This is a genomic window from Streptomyces sp. NBC_01433 (assembly GCF_026340105.1).
Lineage (GTDB): Bacteria > Actinomycetota > Actinomycetes > Streptomycetales > Streptomycetaceae > Streptomyces.
On record NZ_JAPEPM010000002.1, the window covers coordinates 1,204,260 to 1,227,334 of the forward strand.

A 23,075-nucleotide genomic window follows, 5' to 3' on the forward strand; every position below is an offset into this window, starting at 1 on the left:
GACAGACGAACTCACTCCTTGGTACTGGCCTGGACGGCGCGCGGGAGTGCGGCCCTGAGGCGGACCGGCGGCGCGTCGGCTGAGGCTATCGGATGAACGGAAGACCGAGTTCACCGCCCGTTTATGCTCCGTTCGGGGCGGACCCGCACCATGTGGCGCCGTTCGCGATCATCATTGTCGATCAGCGCCTCGCCCCACAAACCGCGCCGGGACCAGCGCATAGGCTGACGGTCATGACGTGGCTGATCACAGGCGGAGCGGGGTACATCGGGGCACATGTGGCGAGGGCCATGGCCTCGGCGGGGGAACGGGTCGTCGCCCTCGACGACATGTCGACGGGCATCGCGGGGCGGCTGCCCGCGGACATTCCCCTGGTGCGCGGCTCGTTCGCGGACCGGGCGCTGCTGGACCGGGTGCTCGCGGAGCACGCGGTGAGCGGTGTGGTGCATCTCGCGGCGCGGAAGCAGGTCGGTGAGTCCGTCGAGAAGCCGCTGCTGTACTACCGGGACAACGTCGCCGGGCTGACCGTCCTGCTGGAGGCCGTGGTCGCGGCGGGCGTGCGGCGCTTCCTCTTCTCCTCCTCGGCCGCGGTCTACGGTGTACCGGATGTGGACCTCATCACCGAGGAGACGCCGTGCTCGCCGATCAACCCGTACGGCGAGACCAAGCTCACGGGCGAGTGGCTGGTCCGTGCGACGGGCCGGGCGCACGGGATCTCGACCGCCTGTCTGCGGTACTTCAACGTGGCGGGGGCGGCCGAGCCGGAGCTGTCGGACACCGGGGTCTCCAACGTCATCCCGATGTTCTTCGACCGGCTGACGCGCGGCGAGGCTCCGCGGATCTTCGGCGGCGACCATCCGACGCCGGACGGGACCGGCGTCCGTGACTACATCCATGTCGCCGATCTGGCCGAGGCGCATCTCGCCGTCGCGCGGAACCTGGACGCGCGGAGTCCGGGCGGGCACGAGGGCGGCGATCTGACGGTGAACATCGGCCGGGGCGAGGGCGTCTCGGTGCGGGAGCTCGCCGGCCTGGTCGCGGAGGTCACCGGTCACCGGGTGGAGCCGGTGGTCGAACCGCGGCGGCCCGGCGACGCGGCGAGGGCCGTGGCCTCGGCCGCCCGGATGACCGGGGAGCTGGGGTGGACGGCGCGCCGCGGGGTGCGCGAGATGGTCGAGTCGGCCTGGGAGGGCTGGTGCCTGCGCCACCCGGAGGCCCGCGCCCAGTAGCCCGCGAACGATCACATCACGGCTCTGACCTGGGAAGCGTTTGCGCAGGTCAGAGCATATGACAACGGTGTTCAGTCCCGTGTTGCCGGATACCCCCCACCCGTAGTTCACTGGCTTCACCGGGCGATCCGCGTCCGCGTCGCAGCACTGACCAGGAGGCGTTTTCATGGGGGCTGGCCACGATCACGGACACACGCACGGCGGGCCGCCCCCGACGGGCACGGCGGCCGCCGCGTACCAGGGGCGGCTGCGGATCGCCCTGGGGATCACGCTGAGCGTGATGGTCATGGAAATCGTCGGCGGGGTGCTGTCCGACTCGCTCGCCCTGATCGCCGACGCGGCCCACATGGCGACCGACGCACTGGGCCTGGGCATGGCCCTGCTCGCCATCCACTTCGCCAACAGGCCGGCCGGCCTCAACCGCACCTTCGGCTTCGCCCGCGCCGAGATCCTGGCGGCGCTGGCCAACTGTCTGCTGCTGCTCGGCGTCGGCGGCTTTCTGGTCTTCGAGGCCGTCGAGCGGTTCATCACTCCGGCCCAGACCAAGGGCGGCCTGGCCATCGTCTTCGCCGCGGTCGGCATGGTGGCCAACCTGATCTCCCTGTCCCTGCTGATGCGCGGACAGAAGGAGAGCCTCAATGTGCGGGGCGCCTATCTGGAGGTCCTCGCCGACACCCTCGGTTCGGTCGCGGTGCTCGTGTCCGCGAGCATCATCATGACCACCGGCTGGCAGGCGGCCGACCCGATCGCCTCACTGGTGATCGGCCTCATGATCGTCCCCCGTACGGTCAAACTGCTGCGGGAGACCCTGAACGTGCTGCTGGAGGCGGCCCCCAAGGGCGTGGACATGGGCGAGGTGCGAGCCCACATCACCGCGCTGCCCGGCGTACTGGGCGTCCACGACCTGCACGCCTGGACGATCACTTCGGGGATGCCGGTGCTCTCCGCGCACGTGGTGGTGCACCAGGAGATGCTGGACTCGATCGGACACGAGAAGCTGCTGCACGATCTGCAGGGCTGCCTCGGCGATCACTTCGACGTGGAGCACTGCACCTTCCAGCTGGAGCCGAGCGGCCACGCGGAGCACGAGGCGAAGCTCTGCCTCTGAGGCCACTGAGCCTCAGCGGCCGCCGGGGGCGGGGGCCGGGAGCTGAGGCTGTCGCGGCCCCTCGGACCGCCCGGGTGTGCGGGGGCGGCGGTGCTATCGTTCCCCGGCGAGACGTTCGAGTCTCGCAGCGGAGCGAAACCCTTTCCTGAGAGGAGCTGAGGTTGATGTCTGTCGCGACTACGGCTGCCCGGCGCAGCAATCGGTCCTTCCTCATCTCCCGGGTTCCCGACTGACCCCGACGTCACCACGTCGCCGCGTCGGCCGGAGCCCCCTCACAAGGGTTTCCCACGTTGACCGACCACATTGACGCCTCGCAGGACGACGCACGTACCGAGGCGTTCTTCTCCCTGCACCACCACCTTCCCCGGCAGAGCCCCGGCTCCGACGCCACCACACGTCGGCTGCTGGGTCTGGCCGGACCCCTGCCCGTCCGTCCGCGCGTCCTCGACCTGGGCTGCGGCCCCGGCCGGGCCGCCCTGCTGCTCGCCGCCGAGGCGGGCGCCGAGGTGACCGCGGTGGACCTGCACGAGCCGTTCCTCGACGAGCTGCGCACCGCGGCCGAGGCCCGCGGTCTCGGTGACCGCGTCCGTACCGTCAAGGCCGATATGGGCGACCTCACCGGCCCCGACTTCCCGGCCGGGTCGTTCGACCTGGTCTGGGCCGAGGGCTCGGCGTACCGCATCGGCTTCGACAACGCCGTACGCGACTGGCAGCGGCTGCTCGCCCCGGGCGGCTCCCTGGTGGTCTCCGAACGCGTCTGGACCACCGGTACACCCACCGAACAGGCGCGTGCCTTCTGGGAGCGGCACAGTGCGACGCTGCGCCCGGTACCGGCCACCACTGCGGCGGCCGTCGACGCCGGCTGCCATGTCCTGGCGGTCCTCATCCAGCCCGAGAGCGACTGGGACGAGTACTACGTCCCGCTCGCCGAGCGGGTCGCGGCCGCCGATCCCACGGCTCCCGGCATGGCGTGGGCGCAGGCGTCCACCCGTGAGGAGCTGGACATGCGGCGCGAGCACGGCACGGAGTACGGCTATGCCGCCCATGTGCTGCGCCCCGCCGATCCGCGCTGGCCGGTCCGCCCCGAGTCCGCGGCGGACCGTGCCGCGGTGCACGCGGTCAACGCGGCGGCGTTCGGCACCCGGGCCGAGGCCGATCTGGTGGACGCCCTGCGGGCCGACACCGACGCCTGGCTGCCGGGGCTGTCGTACGTCGCCGAGAGTCCGGACGGCCAGGTCGCCGCGTACGCGCTGCTGACCCGGTGCCGGGTCGGTGACGCTCCGGCGCTCGCGCTGGCCCCGGTCGCGACCTCGCCCGCCCATCAGCGGCAGGGCGCGGGCCGGGCCGTGGTGCGGGCGGTACTGGACGCGGCCCGGGTACGGGGGGAGGCACTCGTGCTGGTGCTCGGCCATCCCGAGTACTACCCGGAGTTCGGTTTCGTACCGGCCTCGCGTTACGGGATCAAGCCAACCTTCGAGGTGCCCGACGAGGCGATGATGGCCCTGGTCCTCGATGACTCGGCGCCCGTACCGACGGGCTCGATCCGGTATCCGGCGCCCTTCGGCGTCTGACGCCTCGTCCGCCCCCGCCGCACCGTCATGGCGCGGCGGGGGCGGACATGCGGGACCCGCAGTACGGACAAGCGGCTTTTGTGCGGCAGACTTGACCGGACTCCAGGGGTCCGGCGCACGAGGCCGGGGACCAAAGCGAAGGATGGGTATGCCGACCACACCAGCCACCGCGACGCACAGCTCGTCGAACGGCACAGCAGAAGCGATCATGCTCGAACTGGTCGACGAGAACGGCACCACCATCGGCACCGCGGAGAAGCTCGCCGCTCATCAGGCTCCCGGTCAGCTGCACCGCGCGTTCTCCGTGTTCCTCTTCGACGAGAAGGGGCGGCTGCTGCTCCAGCGCCGCGCGCTCGGCAAGTACCACTCCCCCGGTGTCTGGTCGAACACCTGCTGCGGCCATCCGTATCCGGGTGAGGCGCCGTTCGCGGCAGCCGCCCGGCGCACGTACGAGGAGCTGGGGATCTCGCCCTCGCTCCTCGCCGAGGCGGGCACCGTCCGCTACAACCATCCCGACCCGGCCTCGGGTCTGGTGGAGCAGGAGTTCAACCATCTCTTCGTGGGGATGGCCCAGGAGCGGCCGAAGCCGGATCCGGAGGAGGTCGGCGAGACGGCCTTCGTGACCGCCGCGGAGCTGACCGAACAGCACGCCGAGGCGCCGTTCTCGGCCTGGTTCATGACGGTGCTCGATGCCGCGCGGCCCGCGATCAGAGAGCTGACGGGACCGTCCGCGGGCTGGTGACACCCCGCGCGGTACGGGGCGGTCAGAGCTGCGTCCTCAACGGCAGCGCCGCCCAGATGATCTTGCCGCCGCCCGCGGTGTGCTCCACGTCGCAGGTACCGCCCGCCTCCGCGGTGATCTCCCTGACCAGCAGCAGCCCCCTCCCGCCCGTCTGGGCGTGGTCGGTCTCCAGCGCGGTGGGGCGGTAGGGGTGGTTGTCCTCCACCGACACTCTGATCCAGTCGACGCCGATGGCCACTTCGACGGCCAGTTCGGGCGAGAGCAGCGCGGCGTGCTTGACCGCGTTGGTGACCAGTTCCGAGACGATGAGCAGCAGCCCCTGGAGGATGTCCGCACCGACCGGCGCACCCTGCCGGTCGAGCAGGTCGCGCACGGCGTGCCGGGACTGCGGCACGGATACGTCGACGGCGGGGGCGGTGAAACGCCACACTCCTTCGTACGACGCGGGATGGGCCGGGACACTTCCGCGGCTCTCCATAGATCCGGCACCCGCTCTCGACTCGCACATCACTGACCGTCGAGTAAAGAGTGTTCGGAACCGCACAGTCCGACCCATGCCACTGATCAGAAGTAGTCGACTATCGACGTCATTTGATCGAATGGGCAGGACAGTGACAGCTATGGGACTATTTTTAATCTTTTTCTGATGTCTTGCCCGGACCGTCCCGGTCCGTCTCCGGCGCCATCTGCTCCGAGACCAGACCGACGATGCGCCGTCCGCCCACCCCGATGGCGATCAGGCCGAGACCGTCGAACAGCAGGGCCAGCGAGAAGAAACAGCCCAGCACGTACAGGCTGCTGTGCGGCCAGTCGAACAGCACCAGCAGACCCAGCAGCAGCCCGAACGCGCCCTGCAACAGCGTCCAGCCGAACTGCGGGCCGCGCACCACGACGCTGCCGACCAGCCGGAACACCCCGCCGGTCAGGAAGAGCAGCGCGGCGAACATGGTCAGCGCCTCGGCCGTGCCGTACGGATGGCGGATCACGACGACTCCGGCAGCGAGGTTCAGCGCGGCCACCACGACGCCCAGCCAGAAGTAGTTGGTGCCGCGGGACTGGACCGCGTGCAGCAGTCCGACCAGACCGCCGACGAGCAGCAGCCAGCCGAAGAGCAGCATCGAGGTGAGGGTGGCGACGCCGGTGTAGACGAGGCCGACGATCCCCGCGACGACGAGCACGGCTCCGAGCAGGGCGAGCCCGCTGAAACTCCGGCTGAGCTTCTTGCCTTCGACTCCGGGACCGGCCATCGACAGCTCCCTACGGTGCGTGCCCGCTTCGTGACCCCTCCTTGATCATAGGTTCGAACGGTACGGATAGCATCCGGCGCATGGACCGTATGGACAGCGGGGAACGCGGGACCCGGCCGGAGGCGCGGCTGGAGCACGGAGTCGCCGACGGCGTCGCCACCGTCGTCATCAGCAACCCCGCCAAGCGCAATGCGATGACGGCCGCCATGTGGCAGGCCCTGCCGGATCTGCTGGGGCGGCTGGCGGCCGATCCCGCCGTGCGTGTCCTGGTGCTGACCGGGGCCGGGGACACCTTCTGCGCCGGTGCGGACATCTCCTCGCTGCGGGACTCCTCCGGTGAGCCGCAGGTGCTCGCCGTGGCGGCCGAGGAGGCGCTGGCGGCGTTCCCGCTGCCGACGCTCGCCGCGGTGCGCGGGTACTGCGTGGGGGGCGGCAGCCAGCTGGCGGCCGCCTGCGACCTGCGGTTCGCCGAGGAGGGCGCGTCGTTCGGGGTCACCCCGGCCAAGCTCGGAATCGTCTACCCCGCGTCGTCCACGCGACGGCTGGTCTCCCTGATCGGCCCGGCGGCCACGAAGCACCTGCTGTTCTCCGGCGAACTGATCGACACACGGCGGGCGCTGCGTTCCGGTCTCCTCGACGAGGTGCTGCCGCCCGGCGGGCTGGACAAGCGGGTCGAGGCGTACGTACGGATCCTGGCGTCCCGCTCGCGGCTGACTCAGGCAGCGGCGAAGGAGTTCGCCACGGGGCGCGAGGACCGGGACGGGTACTGGGCGGAGCAGGCGCGCGGAAGCGGCGACACCGCGGAGGGGGTCGCCGCCTTCCTGGAACGCCGCGCGCCCCGGTTCACCTGGACGACAGGGGCTGCCGGAGGCGCTCCTAGCGGAAGGTGAACCGGCTGTTGTCGCGGAACTCCGCAACCAGCGCGGCCGGGGCCTTGTCGGGCGATCCGGCGTCGTAGGGCGGTTGCGGGTCGTACTCGGTGAGCAGCTGTACGGCCTGGGCGTGCTCGTCGCCCGCGATCCGGCCGAGCAGGGTGAGGCCCATGTCGATACCGGAGGACACCCCCGCGGCGGTGACGTACTTGCCGTCGAGGACGACGCGTTCGCCGGTCGGCTCGACGCCGAACTCCTTCAGAATGTCCAGGGCGAGCCAGTGCGAGGTGGCCCGCCGGCCCGCCAGCAGACCGGCCGCCGCCAGCAGCAGCGAGCCGGTGCACACGGAGGTCGTCCAGGTGCTGGTGGCATCGACGGCGCGCAGCCAGCCGAGCAGCGCCTCGTTCTCCATCTGGTCGCTCTGGCCGGGCCCGCCGGGCACGATCACGACATCGGGCGCGGGGACCTCGGCGAGGGTCTTCGCCGCGACGAGTTCAAGGCTTCCGCTGTCGTTGCGCACGGGACCGGTGCGTTCGGCGACGAACACGGTCTCGGCTCCGGGGGTGCGACTGAGGATCTCGTACGGTCCCACCGCGTCCAGGGCGGTGAAGCGGTCGAAGAGCAGGATGGCGATCTGCACGGTCGTGGCCTTTCGTTCGGTCAGTCGGTGGCTGCTGAGGTGCGGAAGCGGCGGCGGTATTCGGACGGCGCCGTTCCGAGGGCTTTGACAAAGGCGCGGCGCATGGCTTCCGGGGTGCCGTAGCCGCTGGCCCGCGAGACTCCGGTGATGTCTTCCGCGGTGTCCTCCAGGAGCCGTCGGGCGTGCTCCAGGCGCACTTGGTCGACGTAGCGGCCCGGTGTCAGACCGGTCTCCGCCCGGAAGGCGCGGGCGAAGTGGCGGGGCGAGAGACTGGCCCGGTGCGCCAGCGCCTCCACACAGAGATCGCCGTCGGGGTGCTCGGTGATCCAGTGCTGGACGTCCCGCAGGGGCTCGCGGCCGGCCGTCTGGGCGGTGAGCTGTGCGCTGAACTGGGCCTGATTGCCCGGTCGCCGCAGGAACACCACGAGGTGGCGGGCGACGGTGAGCGCGACGTCGCGGCCGTGGTCCTCCTCGACCAGGGCGAGCGCGAGATCGATGCCCGCGGTGACGCCCGCCGATGTGGCCAGCTTCCCGTCGCGCACGAAGATCGGGTCCGGGTCCACCCGGACGGCCGGGAAGTCGCGGGCGAGCTGCTCGCAGTAGTTCCAGTGCGTGGTCACCCGGTGGCCGTCCAGCAGGCCCGCCCCGGCCAGCAGCAGGGCGCCGGTGCACACCGAGACGAGCCGCTCCGCGTGCGGCGCCGTCGTGCGCAGCCAGTCGGTCAGGGCCGGGTCGGCGCCGCGGGTGCCGTGGCCGCCGGGGACCAGCAGGGTGTGCGGCACGGTGGCATCGGCGAGGCGGCTGTCGGGAAGGAGGGTGAGCCCGCTGGTGCAGCGGACCGGGCCGCCGTCGAGTGAGGCGGTGCGCAGCTCGTACGGGACCCCGGTGACGAGGGAGGCTCCGGCGAAGACCTCCACCGGGCCGCTCACATCGAGGCTCTGGACGCCGTCGAAGAGAACGACGAGTACGGATCGCTGCTTCATGGATGCCATCCTGGGCGGCGGACGGGATGGCCGCAATGACGAATCTCCCACCTTTCCTGCCCTCGCGAACCGCCCGCGTCAGGCGGCGGCGCCGGGCTCCCCGGGGGTTCCGCAACGTACTAACCAGTCGGTAACGTGCGGGCATGAGTACTCTGCCGCCCCGCGCCGGACGCCGCTGTCATAACGCCCTCAACCCGTTCCACTCGACCGTCTACTTCTCCCCCGACCTCGGCAAGGAGTTCCGGGAGCTCGGCATCGACGATGCGAGCGCCGCCTACTTCGCCGCCCGCGGCGCCGCGCTGGGTGCGGTCGGCGCGGGCACGGTCACGGCGACCTTCTACAACTTCAACCATGAGCTGGTGGCCCGTCATGTGCCCGCCGTCTGGTCGGCCGCCACGCCCGCGGCGGTCCTCGACGCCCGGCTGCGGGCCGTCGACTCGACGCTGCGCCGGCTGCTCGGGGAGGAGACCCTCGCCTCCGCCGAGCTGGCCGAGGCGGCCCGGCTCGCGCTGCGCGCCACCGAGGCGTGCACCCGACACGCCCGGCCGTTGTACGCCGCCCACGCGGATCTGCCGGTGCCCGAGCAGCCGCACCTGGCGTACTGGCACGCCGCGACCCTGCTGCGCGAACACCGCGGCGACGCCCATCTCGCCGCCCTGCTCGCCGCCGGTCTCGACCCGGTCGAGGCGCTGGTCAGCCACACCGCGACCGGCAAGGGCATGCCTGTGCGCTGGATCCTCGCCACCCGGGGCTGGCACCGCGACGACTGGGACGCCGCGGCAGAGCGGCTGCGCGGCCGCGGCCTGCTGGACGGCGAGGGCGAGTTGACGGAGTCCGGCGTGGCCCTGCGGGCGGAGCTGGAGGAGGCGACGGACCGGATGGACGCCGCACCGTACGAGCACCTGGGCGCGGCCGGTGTGGAGCGCCTGACCGAGCTGGGGCGCGGCTTCCTGTTCGCGGCGGCCTCGGCGGGCGCGTTCCCCGAGGACCTGACCGGCAAGGGCTGAGCGCGCCTTCGGGCCGTGTTCGTGGAGGGCGCGCGACACGGCCCCCGGCCACCCGGCACAATGCAGGCGAAGGGGACCACCCCGTAACAGCGTGCAGCGGTAGGAGCGGAAAGCTCTGTGCACGGCCAGCACAGCCAGTACAGCCAGTACGAGAAGGCGAGTCGGGAAAACCGTGACGACGTCCATCGAAGGCAGGATCGCCGAGGAGCTCGGCGTACGTGAGCGTCAGGTGAAGGCGGCCGTCGAGCTGCTCGACGGCGGGTCGACCGTGCCGTTCATCGCGCGCTACCGCAAGGAAGCGACCGAGATGCTCGACGACGCGCAGTTGCGCACGTTGGAGGAGCGGCTGCGGTATCTGCGGGAGCTGGAGGAGCGGCGCACGTCGATCCTCGATTCCGTACGTGAGCAGGGCAAGCTCGACGAGGCGCTGGAGGCGCGGATCCGGGCAGCCGACACCAAGGCGCGGCTTGAGGACATCTATCTGCCGTTCAAGCCGAAGCGGCGCACGAAGGCGCAGATCGCCCGTGAGGCGGGGCTCGAACCGCTGGCGGACGGACTGCTCGGCGACCCGTCGGTGGACCCGCTCGCGTCCGCCGCCGCGTTCGTCGACGCCGACAAGGGGGTCGCGGACCCGGCGGCGGCACTGGAGGGTGCCCGCTCCATCCTCACCGAGCGCTTCTCCGAGGACGCCGACCTGACCGGTGAACTGCGCGAGCGCATGTGGTCGCGCGGGCGGCTCGCGGCGAAGGTCCGGGACGGCAAGGAGGAGGCGGGCGCGAAGTTCGCCGACTACTTCGCCTTCGCCGAGCCGTTCACCGCGCTGCCCTCGCACCGGATCCTCGCGATGCTGCGGGGCGAGAAGGAGGACGTGCTCGACCTGGTCCTGGAGCCCGAGGAGCCCTCGGAGGCGGACCGGCCCGGTGCGTCCGCCTACGAGAACATGATCGCCCGCCGCTTCGGCGTCGCCGACCGCGGCCGTCCCGGCGACAAGTGGCTCGGCGACACGGTGCGCTGGGCGTGGCGGACCCGGATCCTGGTGCACCTCGGCATCGATGTGCGGCTGCGGCTGCGTACGGCGGCGGAGGACGAGGCGGTACGCGTCTTCGCGTCGAACCTGCGCGATCTGCTGCTCGCCGCCCCGGCCGGGACTCGGGCCACGCTGGGGCTCGACCCCGGTTTCCGTACGGGGGTCAAGGTCGCCGTGGTCGACGCGACCGGCAAGGTCGTGGCCACCGACGTCATCCACCCGCACGTCCCGGCCAACAAGTGGGACCAGTCGCTGGCGCGGCTGGAGCGGCTGGCGAAGGCGCACGATGTCGATCTGATCGCGATCGGCAACGGCACGGCGTCCCGCGAGACGGACAAGCTCGCCGGTGAACTCATCGACAAGCACCCCGAGTTGAAGCTCACCAAGGTGATGGTGTCGGAGGCGGGCGCCTCCGTGTACTCAGCTTCGGCATTCGCCTCGCAGGAACTGCCCGACATGGACGTGTCGCTGCGCGGTGCCGTCTCGATCGCACGGCGTCTGCAGGACCCGCTGGCCGAGCTGGTGAAGATCGACCCGAAGTCGATCGGGGTCGGCCAGTACCAGCACGACCTGTCCGAGGTGAAGCTGTCGCGTTCGCTGGACGCGGTGGTCGAGGACTGTGTGAACGGTGTCGGAGTCGACGTCAACACCGCCTCGGCGCCCCTGCTTTCGCGGGTCTCCGGGATCAGCTCCGGGCTCGCCGAGAACATCGTCGCGCACCGGGACGGCAACGGCCCCTTCCGGTCCCGCAAGGCACTCAAGGACGTGGCACGGCTCGGCCCGAAGGCGTACGAGCAGTGCGCGGGCTTCCTCCGGATCCGTGACGGCGACGACCCGCTGGACGGTTCGAGCGTGCACCCCGAGGCGTACCCCGTGGTGCGGCGGATGGTGAAGACGACGGGCGGCGAGGTCGCCTCCCTGATCGGGAACGCGACCGCGCTGAAGTCGCTGCGGGCGGCGGACTTCGTGGACGACACGTTCGGTCTGCCCACGGTGACCGACATCCTGAAGGAGCTGGAGAAGCCGGGCCGCGACCCGCGCCCGGCGTTCCGGACGGCCACGTTCAAGGAGGGCGTCGAGAAGCTCGGCGATCTGTCTCCGGGGATGGTGCTGGAGGGCGTCGTCACGAACGTCGCCGCGTTCGGCGCGTTCGTCGACATCGGCGTCCACCAGGACGGTCTGGTGCATGTCTCGGCTCTGTCGAAGACGTTCGTGAAGGACCCGCGGGATGTCGTGAAGCCCGGGGACATCGTGAAGGTCAAGGTCATGGACGTCGACATTCCGCGCAAGCGGATCTCGTTGACGCTGCGGCTGGACGACGAGGCCCAGGCGGATGGGGGCGCCGGGTCCGGGCAGTCGGGGCAGGGCGGTGGCCGGGGCGGCCGGCCGCCGAAGCAGCGGCAGGGCCAGGCTCAGGGGCAGCAGGGCGGCGGTCAGGCGGCGCGCGGTGAGCGCGGCCAGGACGGTCGGGACGGCCAGGGCGGACAGGGCGGCCGGGACCGGCGCGGTGGTGGCGGTGCGCCTCGAGGTGGTGGCGGTGCCGCTCGTGGTGGCGCGGGGACTCCCGCTCCGGCCAACAGCGCGATGGCCGACGCGCTGCGGCGGGCCGGACTGGCGGATCCGCAGCAGGGCGGCCGGAAGCGCTGAGTCCGGACGGGGACGGGGTGGGGACGGGCCGCCGCACGCGGCGCCGTCTCCACCCTGCTCCCCCGCCCTTCGCTCTCGCGCCCGGGTTCGCCCTCGCGTCCCTTCACGAGACCGGGGGCTTGGCCCTCAGAGTTCCTTGACGCCGCCGTCGGCCACCTCGACCCGCCGCGTCGTGCGCACCGCTTCCAGCATCCGCCGGTCGTGTGTGACCAGCAGCAGCGTGCCGGTGTACGACTCCAGCGCCGATTCCAGCTGCTCGATCGCGGGCAGGTCCAGGTGGTTCGTCGGCTCGTCGAGGACGAGGAGGTTGACGCCCCTGCCCTGGAGGAGGGCGAGTGCCGACCGGGTTCGTTCGCCCGGGGAGAGGGTCGTCGCCGGGCGCATCACATGGTCCGCGCGCAGGCCGAACTTGGCGAGCAGGGTGCGGACCTCGGCCGGCTCCGTGTCGGGGACCGCCGCGCAGAACGCCTCCAGCAGCGACTCCGCGCCTAGGAACAGCTTCCGTGCCTGGTCGACCTCGCCGACCACCACTCCCGAGCCGAGCGTGGCGTACCCGGAATCCAGCGGCAGCCGGCCCAGGAGGGCTGCGAGGAGGGTGGACTTGCCGGCGCCGTTGGCACCGGTGATGGCGATCCGGTCCGCCCAGTCGATCTGGAGTGATGCGGGGCCGAACGTGAAGTCGCCGCGCACGACCTGTGCGTCGCGCAGGGTGGCGACGACCGATCCGGAGCGGGGAGCGGTGGCGATCTCCATCCGCAGTTCCCACTCCTTGCGCGGCTCGTCGACGACATCGAGCCGCTCGATCATGCGCTGCGTCTGCCGGGCCTTCGCCGCCTGCTTCTCGCTCGCCTCGCTGCGCGCGTTACGGCCAAGCTTGTCGCCGTCGGTGGCCTTGCGCCGGGCGTTCTTGACTCCCTTGTCCATCCAGGAGCGCTGCATGTGGCCGCGGGCTTCGAGGGCGGACCGCCTGTCGGCGTACTCCTCGTATCCCTCGCGGGCGTGCCTGCGGGCCGTCTCGCGCTCCTCCAGGTAGGCCGCGTAACCGCCGCCGTACAGGTTGATCTGCTGCTGGGCGAGGTCCAGTTCGAGGACCTTGGTGACCGTACGCAGCAGGAATTCACGGTCGTGGCTGATGACGACCGTACCCGCGCGCAGTCCGGCCACGAAGCGTTCGAGACGTTCCAGACCGTCCAGGTCGAGGTCGTTGGTCGGCTCGTCGAGCAGGAAGATGTCGTAGCGGGACAGGAGGAGCGAGGCGAGTCCGGCGCGGGCCGCCTGGCCGCCGGAGAGCGCCGTCATCGGGAGATCGAGGCCGATGGTCAGCCCCAGGTCGGCGGCGATCTCCTCGGCCCGCTCGTCCAGGTCGGCCCCGCCGAGGGCGAGCCAGCGCTCCAGGGTGTCGGAGTACGCGTCGTCCGCGCCCGGCACCCCGTCGACCAGGCCCTGCGTCGCGACGTCCATCGCGCTCTGGGCATCGGCGACCCCCGTACGGCGGGCCAGGAACTCCCGCACGGTCTCCCCCGGACGCCGCTCGGGCTCCTGCGGGAGGTGCCCGACGGTAGCGGTGGGCGGGGAGAGCTTCAGCTCCCCCTCCTCCGGCCGGTCGAGCCCGGCGAACAGGCGGAGGAGGGACGATTTACCGGCGCCGTTGACTCCGACGAGACCGATCACATCACCGGGTGCGACCACGAGGTCGAGCCCGGCGAAGAGTGTGCGGTCGCCGTGTCCGGCGGCGAGGTCCTTGGCGACGAGGGTGGCAGTCATCAGGGGGTCGATACTAATCGGCGTCCGGGCCGGCCGGCTCGGCCCGGACCGGTGGCCTGCCCTCGGCGGGCTCGCTGCCGCGCGCCACCACCGTGCGGCGGCGGCTCCCGGCGGGTGGGCCGGGCCGCCGCCGCACCTCGATTCCCTGTTCCCTGTTCTCAGCTCTCGGTTCTCGGTGCTCGGTCCTGGTCCTGGTCCTGGTCCTGGTCCTGGTCCTCGGAGGGTGCCGTCAGTCGGTGGGGTCGGACGTGTGGCGCCGGTCCGTGGTGATCTGGGTGGTTCCCGGGCCGATCCGGATCTCGAAGTCCCCGTCGTACTTGGCGTGGCCCTCGATCACGGCGGATTCGACCGCTTCGACCCCGAACTCCTGCCGGACGATCATCGGGTCCTGCCGCAGGTCCCGCATCAGGGACACACACATCCCGATCATCACGATGGTGAACGGCGCGGCCACCAGGATGGTGAGGTTCTGGAGCCCGGCCAGCGCGTCGCCCTGGCCGTCGCCGATGAGCAGCATGACCGCGGCGACGGCGCCGGTGACGACGCCCCAGAAGATCACGACCCACTTGGCCGGTTCGAGGACGCCCTTCTGGGAGAGCGTGCCCATCACGATGGAGGCGGCGTCCGCGCCGGACACGAAGAAGATGCCGACGAGCACCATGACCAGGATGCTCATCGCGGTGGCGATCGGGAATTCCTGAAGGACACCGAAGAGCTGGGCCTCCGCGGTGTCGGCGTCGCTGAGCTTCCCGGCTTCCTGGAGCTTGATCGCCGAGCCGCCGAACACCGCGAACCAGAACAGGCTGACGGTGCTGGGCACCAGGATGACGCCGCCGATGAACTGCCGGATCGTCCGGCCACGGCTGATCCTCGCGATGAACATGCCGACGAAGGGCGTCCAGGAGATCCACCAGGCCCAGTAGAAGACCGTCCAGTTGCCGAGCCACTTGGCCACGTCGCCCTTGCCGGTCGCCTCGGTGCGTCCGGCGAGCTGCGCGAGATTGCCGAAGTACGCGGCGAGCGAGGTGGGCAGCAGGTCCAGGATGATGATCGTGGGACCGGCGATGAAGACGAACACGACAAGGACCAGGGCGAGCACCATGTTGGTGTTGGACAGCCACTGGATGCCCTTCTCCACGCCGGACACGGCGGAGGCGACGAAGGCGACGGTCAGGACCGCGATGATGGCGACCAGCAGTCCCGTACCGGTCTTCTCCATCCAGTTCAGCTCGTGAAATCCGCTGCCGATCTGGAGGGCCCCCAGGCCCAGGGACGCGGCCGAGCCGAAGAGGGTCGCGAAGATGGCGAGGATGTCGATGAACCGGCCGACGCCTCCGTGGGCGTGCCGTTCACCGATCAGCGGCTCGAAGACCGCGCTGATCGTCTGCCGCCTGCGCCGCCGGTAGGTGCTGTACGCGATGGCCAGCCCGACGACCGCGTAGATCGCCCAGGGGTGCAGCGTCCAGTGGAAGAGGGTGGTGGCCATGGCCGTCTGCATCGCCTCGGCCGCGTCGGCGGGGTGGGTGCCCGGCGGCGGATCGATGAAGTGGGCCAGCGGCTCGCTGACACCGTAGAACATCAGACCGATGCCCATTCCGGCGCTGAACATCATCGCGACCCAGGAGACGGTCCGGAATTCGGGCTTCTCGCCCTCCTGGCCCAGCGCGATCTTCCCGTAGCGGCTGATCGCGAGCCACAGCGCGAAGACCACGAAGCCGGAGGCCGCGAGCATGAAGGCCCAACCGCCGTTATGGATCAGCCCGTTGAGCAGTCGACTGGAGACCCTTTCCAGCGAGTCGGTGGCGATCGAACCCCAGAGCACAAAAGCGAGGGTGAGGACCGCCGTGACGCCGAACACCACCCGGTCGGTCGTGGGGCGCCTGCCGTGGGGCGACTCGGCGGGGAGATCCGCCGTGACCGACAGATCTCCCCGCCCACCCGTTCTCTCATCGTCCTGCGACACAAATGGCACCTTTCACGGAGTCCGAAAATCGCTCTCCGTAGGCAGTACCACACCGGCCGCACAACTCAGGGGATCAACAAGCGGTATCGGCTTGACCGTTTGTGAGGTGATATGTCGCACGCTCGTCCAGCAGCAGGGGAACCAGGTCGCGCGCCGACTGCCGCAGGGGGACGTACGCTCCGTCACCGTCGCGCCGGGAGGTGACACCGTGCAGGGCCAGTTCGTCCTTCACATCGGCGTACTGGGCGGCGTCGAGCCGGTAGCCGCACGGCGGATCCTGGAGCACCTCGTCCGGTTCCGCCGGGTCGTTGTCGGCGCCGCCGAGGTGGATGGGACCGCGGTCGCTGAACCCCGCGAGGCGCGAGGCGGTGGTGGCGGCTTCGATCCGGCCGCGCTGTTCACCGGTGAAGGTGAACAGGCCGTCGAGCGCCGCCTGCTGCGACTGGACCCGGCGCCGCTGATTGAGCGCGTGGTCGGCCTTCTCCGCGTCGGAGAGCGCGTCGACCCGGGACTCGATGAGCAGCCCGACCGCGTGCTTGATGCCCGAGGTGTTGCGCAGGATCCGCTCCTGGCCGTCGCCTGCCGTCTGCTTGATGGGATCACCGGTGACCGGGTCCGTCCAGATGCCGTACAGGCCGCTGCTGTACCCGGCCGCTGTCGCCGCGGGCCTGACATAGCGGTCGGAGAGGGTCTGCGAGGCGTCGTGCACCCCGTCGTCGACGTTGAGGTTGCGGGGCCACAGGACGAAGAGGTCCTTGTCGTAGTACGGAGGTGTCGCACCGTACTCGTGCAAGTCGTAGATGACGTCGGGCCGTTGGTCACGGATCACCGCGGCCATGGCGCGGCCCTCGGCGGTCCGCAGAGCGATGTGGTCACGGTTGATGTCGACGCCGTCCGAGTTGCCCCGGGTGTTGGCGGCGCGCCCGTCGGGGTTGGCCGTCGGCAGGACCAGCACCGTTGTGCGGGACAGGAAGGCACGGGTCGCCCGGTCCTCGGCGAAGGCGAGATCGCGGACCGTGGACAGACACGCCTCGCGGCCGGAGGGTTCGTTGCCGTGCTGACTGCAGATCAGCAGCATCGTGTTCGCCGTGGGGCGGTGACCACCGATACGGACGAGCTGGAGCGGCCGGTCCTGCTTGGTCGTGCCGATCCGGTCGACGGAGACCCGGTCGCTGCCCCGGTCGACGGCGGCGAGGAAGGACTGCTCCTGAGGCTGCCCGGTCCAGCGGGCCCCGTCGCTGAGCTCGAAGCCGGTACGGGGCGGACGGTGCGCGGCCTCGGCGGGGACGGTGGCGAACGGTACGGCGAGCGCGGCGACCGAGGCCGCCAGCGCCACTTGGCGCAGGGCCGTGCGACGGCGGCGAGGAAGCCCCGGTGTGCGCGTCCGTCGCCCGTCGCCCGGCAGGCGGGCCGTGCGACGGGTGAGGACGCGGAGAGCTCGGGCGATGCGAGGGGTCATCAGCGACTGCCTCCCGGGATACGAAGGACGGGCACGGGGGTGCCCGCCGGCCTGTCGGCGTGTGCGGAAGGTACCCCGGCAAACTCCTGTGCAACAGGGGGCGATCACCTGGCCACCGTGACAGCCGGATGGCGATCGTGTGACAGAAATGGCCATGAGCCGGTCAAAAGTAGTCTCGGCTGATTAGTCTCACCAACGACCGGTCGGAAGATCATCCGTCCCGACGACTTGGAGCATTCGTGCACCGCAGACTCATCGTCCCCAGCGCACTCGCGGCCACCCTCGTGCTGGCGATCCCGGCATCTGCCGCCGAAGGCACCGTGGGCGCCCCGGGTATCGGCGACCCCTACTACCCGGCCAGCGGAAACGGTGGCTACGACGTGTCCCACTACGACCTGCGGCTGAAGTATCAGCCCGCGACCGATCTGCTGGAGGGCACGGCGACGCTGGTCGCCACCCCCACGCAGCAGTTGTCCCGCTTCAATCTCGACTTCGGACTCGCCGTCTCCGAGGTTCGTGTGAACGGCAAGAAGGCGCGCTTCACGAAGACCGGGGAGCAGGAACTGGAGATCACCCCGTCGGCCGCCCTCACCAAGGGCAGGTCGGTCTCGGTGGTCGTCCGCTACGCCGGAAAGCCCTCCGAGCTGAAGGTCAACGGATGGACCGCCTGGGCCCGCACCCCGGACGGCGGCGTCGCCGCGCAGGAGCCGGACTCGGCGGTGTGGTGGTTCCCGAGCAACGACCACCCGCTGGACAAGGCGACGTACGACGTGTCGGTGTCCGTACCGGACGGCACCCAGGCGATCAGCAACGGGGTCCTCCAGTCGCAGAGCTCGAAGCTCGGCTGGACCCGCTTCAACTGGCGTTCGAACAAGCCGCAGGCGAGCTATCTGACGACGCTCGCGATCGGCAAGTTCGACATCACGACGGACAAGACGGCGGACGGTCTTCCGGTCCTGAACGCGTACAGCAAGGACCTCGGCGACAACGACGGTGCCGCGCGCGCCAGCGTCGAGCGTACGGGCGAGGTCGCCGAGTGGCTGACCGAGGTGTTCGGGCCGTATCCGTTCAACGCGCTCGGCGGCTACGTACCCAATGTGACCAGTGGGTTCGCCCTGGAGACCCAGACGCGACCGTTCTACAGCCCGAAGCAGTTCGCGAACGGCGCCAATGTCTCGGTCGTCGTGCATGAGCTGGCACACCAGTGGTACGGCGACAGTGTGTCGGTCGAAGGCTGGAAGGACATCTGGATCAACGAGGGCTTCGCCCGCTACAGCCAGTGGCTGTGGTCGGAGAAGGAGGGCGAGGGCACGGCGCAGGAACTGGCCGACTACACCTACGCCCAGCACCCGGCCGACGACACCTTCTGGACGGTGAAGCCGGGCGATCCGGGCCCGGACAACCAGTTCGCCGGGGCCGTCTACGACCGGGGCGCGCTGGCGCTCCAGGCACTGCGCAACAAGGTCGGCGACAAGACGTTCTTCAAGCTGCTGAAGGGCTGGCCGGCCGAGCACGCCTACGGCAACGCGAGCGTGGGCGACTTCGTACGGTTCGCGGAGCGGGTCTCGGGCAAGCCGCTCGCCGCCTTCTTCGACACCTGGCTGTACCAGCCGTCACGGCCGAAGTTCCCGGCGGCGGCCGACACCCCGGCAGGCGCACGGCCCCAGGCACCGGCCGCGCGGGAGGCCGCGCGCAAGGCCGCTCACGGGGCCGCTCATGGGGCCGCTCATGGGGCCGCTCGTGAGGTGGCGAGCCCTGAGCGGCCCGCCTCCTGGAAGAAGATCGCGGCGACGAACACCGTCCACGACCACCGCTGACCCTCACCGGTACGCTCCGGGCGCCGCCGCCGTCACCCGATGGCGGCGGCGCCCCGGCTTCCGGCGAGGGGCGGCAGTCCGCTCCCGGCGAAGGTCGGCGGCCCGGCACCCCGCGAGGGGCGGCGGATAGGCTGGCGGTGTTCGTGCAGTTCCGCCAGTCCCCGGCTGTTCCCGGCCGGATTCCCGTGCGTACGAGGAGCGTCCCTTGTCCGGTCCGAGCCCCGATGCCCTGCGTGACGCCCGCCCCACCCTGGAGGCGGTGGCGGCCCGCGCGGGAGTCTCCCGGGCGACGGCCTCCCGGGTGGTCAACGGTGGTGCCGGGGTGCGGCAGCCGCTGGTGGATCAGGTGCGCAAGGCCGTCGAGGAGCTCGGTTACATACCGAACCACGCCGCGCGGACGCTGGTCACCCGGCGCAACGAGGCGGTCGCCGTGATCATCGACGAGCCCGAGTTCCGCATCTTCTCCGATCCGTTCTTCTCCCGGCAGATACGCGGCATCAGCCGCGAACTGAAGCTGCACGATGCCCAGTTGGTCCTTCTCCTCGTGGAGGGAAGCGGTGACTTCGACCGGGTCACGCGCTATCTCGCCGGTGGCCATGTCGATGGCGTGCTGGCGTTCTCGCTGCACACCGACGACGAACTACCCGCGATCATCCGCCGGTTCCATGTCCCCACGGTGTACGGCGGCCGCCCCGGGGCGGGTTCCGGACCGGCGGTGCCCTATGTCGACTGCGACAACCGGGGCGGTGCGCGCGAGGCCGTGCGCCATCTGGTCTCGCTCGGCCGGCGGCGGATCGCGCACATCGCCGGACCGCGCGACCAGACCTCTGCGCTGGACCGCGTCGACGGCTACCTCGATGTACTGCCCGACGGCGACCCCGGCCTGATCGTGGACGCCGACTTCACCGCCGAGGGCGGCGCACGGGCCATGACGGAGCTGCTGGAGCGCCACCCCGGCCTGGACGCCGTCTTCGTCTCCAACGACCTGATGGCCTCCGGAGCCCTGCGGGTGCTGCGCGAGCACGGCAGGCGGGTGCCCGAGGACGTGGCCCTGGTGGGCTTCGACGACATGACGTCCGTCGCGGAGGCCACGGAGCCGCCTCTGACGACGGTCCGTCAGGACGTGGAAGGAATGGGCCGGTTGATGGTACGGATGCTGATGCAACGGCTGAGCGGCTCCACGGGCGACGGGGCCGAGTCCGTGATCACCCCGACCGTGCTGATCCACCGCGCCTCGGCCTGATCCCCCTCCGCTCCCTTCTCCTCCCCCACCCGCTCGCCCGCCTCCCGGGATGCGGGCCGGTGGGATGCCCGCCGACGCCCGCCCCACCTCTTCCTGGAATATGTGTCAGCAGTGTTGACGCGACTCATGAAACAAGTCGATAGTCTTTGTAACATTGACTCCCGTGGAGCGAACATGCCGTCAAAGTCGGGCGCTGTCACGGGAGTTGCTCCGGAAGATCATCGTCACCGCTCGCACAGGAGGGTGCACCATGGGCCGCTACAGCCGTCTCCGCGAGATCCGCCGGATGGATCCCAGCCGCGACTATGCCGAGATCCTCCGGCTGATCACGCAGTACGAGTTCCCCTGGGACTACCGGCAGGGCGTGAGCATCGCGTTCCTCCGTGACTTCGGGGTCCCCCGGATCTCCGCACTCCTCGACCGCACCCAGGAGTTCGAGCGGTCCGGACAGAAGCGCTACGACGACACCGTCCTGATCGGGTACGAGATGTCCGCGGACGGCTTCGACTCGGCGCGCGGCCGGGCCGCAGCCCGCCATCTGAACCGGATCCACGGCAAGTACCGCATTCCGAACGAGGACTTTCTCTATGTGCTGGCCACGACGGTCGTGGGACCGAAGCGCTGGATCGACCGGTTCGGCTGGCGGCCCCTGTGCACCCAGGAGGTCGAGGCGCTGACCCAGGTCGCGCGGAAGACGGCGGCCATGATGGGCATCGAGGGAGCCCCCGCCACCTACGAGGGCTTCGAGCTGCTCCTCGATGCCTACGAGGAGCGGATGTTCGCGTACGACCCGGCGAACCGGCGGGTCGCGAACGCCACGTTCCGGACGATGGCGAGTTGGTATCCGCGCCCGGTGCGCCCGCTGACCGCACGCTTCTCGCTCGCGCTGCTGGACGAGCCGCTGTTACGGGCGCTGGGCTTCCGGGTGCAGCCGCTCCCGGTCCGGTCGGCGGCCGCGGGTGCCCTGAGGGCACGGTCGCGGCTGGTGCGGCTGCTGCCGGCCCGGCCCCGGTGGCTGCCCTCACGCCCGCAGCCCCGCTCGTACCCGTTCGGCTGGCGGCTGGACGATCTCGGTCCGCACTGGGCCCGGAACCGCCCCCTGGAGCCCCTGCCCGACGAGGTCCCGGCGGCGGCGCCCCCGGCGAGGGAACCGTCATGAGCACCCGTCCGGGCCGGGGACGCCCGCGCCGGACTCCCGGCCGCGCCCCGGACACCGACGGCGAACCGGCTAACCGGCGGCGAGCAGCGGCACGAAGTAGCGGCGCGCGAAGGACCGGACCTGCTCGTCGTCGTCCAGCGCGAAACAGCTGACCGGGTTGAGCAGGAACGAGACGGTGATCCGCACCATCAGCTCGGCGACGGGTGTCGGATCACTCTCCGGTCTGCCTTCGGCCCGTCGCGCCTCGCGCAGCCGGTCGGCCAGATATCCACGCATGGCGAGGAAGGCCGGACCGCTCTCCAGGGTGAGGAACGGAAGCATGATCTCCGGTTCGAGCCGCAGCAGTCCGCCGACGAGCGGGTGTTCGCGGATGTGCCTGAGGACGGCGACGAACCCCTCGACCATCCGGTCCTCGATGGTGGGCAGCATGGCGACCGCGTCGTCCACCTCCACCAGGAAGCGCCGGTACTCACGCAGCAGACAGGCCGAGACGAGGCCGTCCTTGTTGCCGATCCGCCGGTAGACGGTCACACGCGAGACCTTGGCCCGTTTGGCGACATCGTCCACGGTCGACCGGCGCAGCCCGAACGTGATGAACTGCTCGCGCGCCGCGTCGAGGATCTGTTCGCTGAGCGCGTCGGACTGCGGGGTCTGCGTGAGCGCCCCCGCGAGCAGCGCCTCGTTGGTGTTCCGCGTCGGCATGAGCCCTCCCCCCGTCCCTACGGTTCGACTCCACCATAGCCATGCCGGGACAGAGCGACATGATCCGTCCCCCCGTAACTCTCCCCCGTTCAGGCAGCCTTCCGGACGGCTCCGCCGCGAGGTCAGTCCGAGCCGTAGTCGTACACCGTCACGGGTATGCCCCTGCCGACGAGCCGTTGTCCGATCAGTGGCTCGATCCTGGACCACTTGCCGCCCGCCAGACCGCAGCCGATCCGCGGCATATGGACCGAGGCACCCAGCTCCGCCGCCCGTCCGGCCACGGGGGCCAGAGCCGCGTCCACCGCCTCGTACCGCACGGGCACCCCCTTGCTGCCGGTCCGCATCCCCCGCTGCCCGATCATGTTCGCCACCCAGGTGTACGGACCGACCTGGACGAACTGCACGGCGCCCAGGGCGAAGTCGTTCCCCGCGCGCTCCCGGTGCCAGCGGCGGTATTCCTTCTCCGGCTCGGGCCAGCGGCGCGAGAGCGCCAGGACGAAGCCCTTGCCCCAGCCGCCCAGGTCGTTGCAGACATGCGCGATCAGCTTGACACCCTTGCCCTGCGGAGCGGTGGCGTCCCCCCGTACATACGTGATCTCCAGCATGTCACCCACCGTACGGACCACCCCTGTGACCTTCCAAGCCAGTTGGCCAGAAGCCTTGGGGACGTCCCAGGTGGGGCCTTGATTGTTCACGTGGTTGGCCACTTCCTTCGACGTTGGCCGACCAGGGAAGAGACGCTTCTGTCGCTCCGCGTGGTTCGTGTTTGCGTCGGCCACGGTGGCACGCTGGCTGTTGAACCGGGTAATCCGGCTTCCGGGTTGCGCAACTGGCGCCCTCGCGCCGAGGGGGGCCGGTGGTCGTACTCGCGGGCCGGACGCCGGTGCGACATCAA

Annotated in this window: 19 protein-coding genes; 10 read left to right on the forward strand and 9 right to left on the reverse strand. The window is 70.7% G+C overall.

What is annotated here, in order from left to right:
- The first annotated feature begins 233 nt into the window (after positions 1-233).
- From galE to idi, 4 genes are all read left to right on the forward strand, one after another.
- Positions 234-1,229: a UDP-glucose 4-epimerase GalE gene (galE, locus tag OG413_RS32890; RefSeq protein WP_266811948.1), complete on the forward strand. Its 996-nt coding sequence runs from the start codon at positions 234-236 to the stop codon at positions 1,227-1,229.
- Positions 1,230-1,395: 166 nt separating this feature from the next.
- Complete coding sequence (locus tag OG413_RS32895) at positions 1,396-2,337, forward strand: cation diffusion facilitator family transporter (protein ID WP_266811950.1); 942 nt, start codon at positions 1,396-1,398, stop codon at positions 2,335-2,337.
- Between the two features lie 290 nt (positions 2,338-2,627).
- Positions 2,628-3,908 (forward strand): bifunctional class I SAM-dependent methyltransferase/N-acetyltransferase, encoded by a 1,281-nt coding sequence (locus OG413_RS32900; RefSeq protein WP_266811952.1) that lies wholly within the window; start codon positions 2,628-2,630, stop codon positions 3,906-3,908.
- A gap of 148 nt (positions 3,909-4,056) precedes the next feature.
- Positions 4,057-4,650, forward strand: coding sequence for an isopentenyl-diphosphate Delta-isomerase (idi, locus tag OG413_RS32905; protein WP_266811953.1), 594 nt, complete (start codon positions 4,057-4,059; stop codon positions 4,648-4,650).
- Positions 4,651-4,672: 22 nt separating this feature from the next.
- Here the strand turns inward: idi and OG413_RS32910 are convergent, their stop codons facing one another.
- A complete protein-coding gene (locus OG413_RS32910) occupies positions 4,673-5,128 on the reverse strand; it encodes an ATP-binding protein (protein WP_266811955.1) in 456 nt (151 codons plus the stop codon).
- Positions 5,129-5,282: 154 nt separating this feature from the next.
- Positions 5,283-5,897: an HdeD family acid-resistance protein gene (locus OG413_RS32915; RefSeq protein WP_266811957.1), complete on the reverse strand. Its 615-nt coding sequence runs from the start codon at positions 5,895-5,897 to the stop codon at positions 5,283-5,285.
- Between the two features lie 89 nt (positions 5,898-5,986).
- Between OG413_RS32915 and OG413_RS32920 the strand changes: the two genes are divergently transcribed.
- On the forward strand, positions 5,987-6,787 hold the full coding sequence (locus tag OG413_RS32920) for an enoyl-CoA hydratase/isomerase family protein (protein WP_266813228.1): 801 nt from the start codon (positions 5,987-5,989) through the stop codon (positions 6,785-6,787).
- On the opposite strand, the gene OG413_RS32925 is transcribed toward OG413_RS32920, so the two are convergent.
- On the reverse strand, positions 6,774-7,409 hold the full coding sequence (locus tag OG413_RS32925; RefSeq protein ID WP_266811959.1) for a DJ-1/PfpI family protein: 636 nt from the start codon (positions 7,407-7,409) through the stop codon (positions 6,774-6,776). The genes OG413_RS32920 and OG413_RS32925 overlap by 14 nt on opposite strands.
- 20 nt (positions 7,410-7,429) lie before the next feature.
- Positions 7,430-8,392 (reverse strand): GlxA family transcriptional regulator, encoded by a 963-nt coding sequence (locus tag OG413_RS32930; protein WP_266811961.1) that lies wholly within the window; start codon positions 8,390-8,392, stop codon positions 7,430-7,432.
- A gap of 143 nt (positions 8,393-8,535) precedes the next feature.
- Between OG413_RS32930 and OG413_RS32935 the strand changes: the two genes are divergently transcribed.
- Both OG413_RS32935 and OG413_RS32940 read left to right on the forward strand, forming a co-directional pair.
- Positions 8,536-9,399 carry a hypothetical protein gene (locus OG413_RS32935; RefSeq protein ID WP_266811962.1) on the forward strand — a complete coding sequence of 288 codons (864 nt, stop codon included), beginning with the start codon at positions 8,536-8,538 and terminating at the stop codon, positions 9,397-9,399.
- Positions 9,400-9,571: 172 nt separating this feature from the next.
- Positions 9,572-12,073: a Tex family protein gene (locus OG413_RS32940; protein ID WP_266811963.1), complete on the forward strand. Its 2,502-nt coding sequence runs from the start codon at positions 9,572-9,574 to the stop codon at positions 12,071-12,073.
- A gap of 126 nt (positions 12,074-12,199) precedes the next feature.
- Here OG413_RS32940 and OG413_RS32945 read toward each other — a convergent pair whose 3' ends face one another.
- From OG413_RS32945 to OG413_RS32955, 3 genes are all read right to left on the reverse strand, one after another.
- Positions 12,200-13,837 carry an ABC-F family ATP-binding cassette domain-containing protein gene (locus OG413_RS32945; RefSeq protein ID WP_266811965.1) on the reverse strand — a complete coding sequence of 546 codons (1,638 nt, stop codon included), beginning with the start codon at positions 13,835-13,837 and terminating at the stop codon, positions 12,200-12,202.
- Positions 13,838-14,066: 229 nt separating this feature from the next.
- On the reverse strand, positions 14,067-15,800 hold the full coding sequence (locus OG413_RS32950; RefSeq protein ID WP_266811967.1) for a BCCT family transporter: 1,734 nt from the start codon (positions 15,798-15,800) through the stop codon (positions 14,067-14,069).
- Positions 15,801-15,873: 73 nt separating this feature from the next.
- Positions 15,874-17,259: a M14 family metallocarboxypeptidase gene (locus OG413_RS32955; protein ID WP_266811969.1), complete on the reverse strand. Its 1,386-nt coding sequence runs from the start codon at positions 17,257-17,259 to the stop codon at positions 15,874-15,876.
- 239 nt (positions 17,260-17,498) lie between these two features.
- Between OG413_RS32955 and OG413_RS32960 the strand changes: the two genes are divergently transcribed.
- The 3 genes from OG413_RS32960 to OG413_RS32970 all read left to right on the forward strand — a co-directional run bounded on the left by OG413_RS32960 (position 17,499) and on the right by OG413_RS32970 (position 21,478).
- Positions 17,499-19,076, forward strand: a complete 1,578-nt coding sequence (locus OG413_RS32960) for a M1 family metallopeptidase (RefSeq protein ID WP_266811971.1) — start codon at positions 17,499-17,501, stop codon at positions 19,074-19,076.
- A 205-nt stretch (positions 19,077-19,281) separates the two neighbouring features.
- Entirely contained in the window at positions 19,282-20,319 is a 1,038-nt protein-coding gene (locus tag OG413_RS32965) for a LacI family DNA-binding transcriptional regulator (protein ID WP_266811973.1), read from the forward strand.
- 250 nt (positions 20,320-20,569) lie between these two features.
- The gene (locus OG413_RS32970) at positions 20,570-21,478 is read left to right on the forward strand and encodes an oxygenase MpaB family protein (RefSeq protein WP_266811975.1); all 909 of its coding nucleotides are present in this window, start codon (positions 20,570-20,572) and stop codon (positions 21,476-21,478) included.
- Between the two features lie 69 nt (positions 21,479-21,547).
- On the opposite strand, the gene OG413_RS32975 is transcribed toward OG413_RS32970, so the two are convergent.
- Positions 21,548-22,180, reverse strand: a complete 633-nt coding sequence (locus OG413_RS32975) for a TetR/AcrR family transcriptional regulator (RefSeq protein WP_266811977.1) — start codon at positions 22,178-22,180, stop codon at positions 21,548-21,550.
- A gap of 122 nt (positions 22,181-22,302) precedes the next feature.
- Positions 22,303-22,785 carry a macro domain-containing protein gene (locus OG413_RS32980; protein ID WP_266811979.1) on the reverse strand — a complete coding sequence of 161 codons (483 nt, stop codon included), beginning with the start codon at positions 22,783-22,785 and terminating at the stop codon, positions 22,303-22,305.
- Positions 22,786-23,075 lie beyond the last annotated feature (290 nt).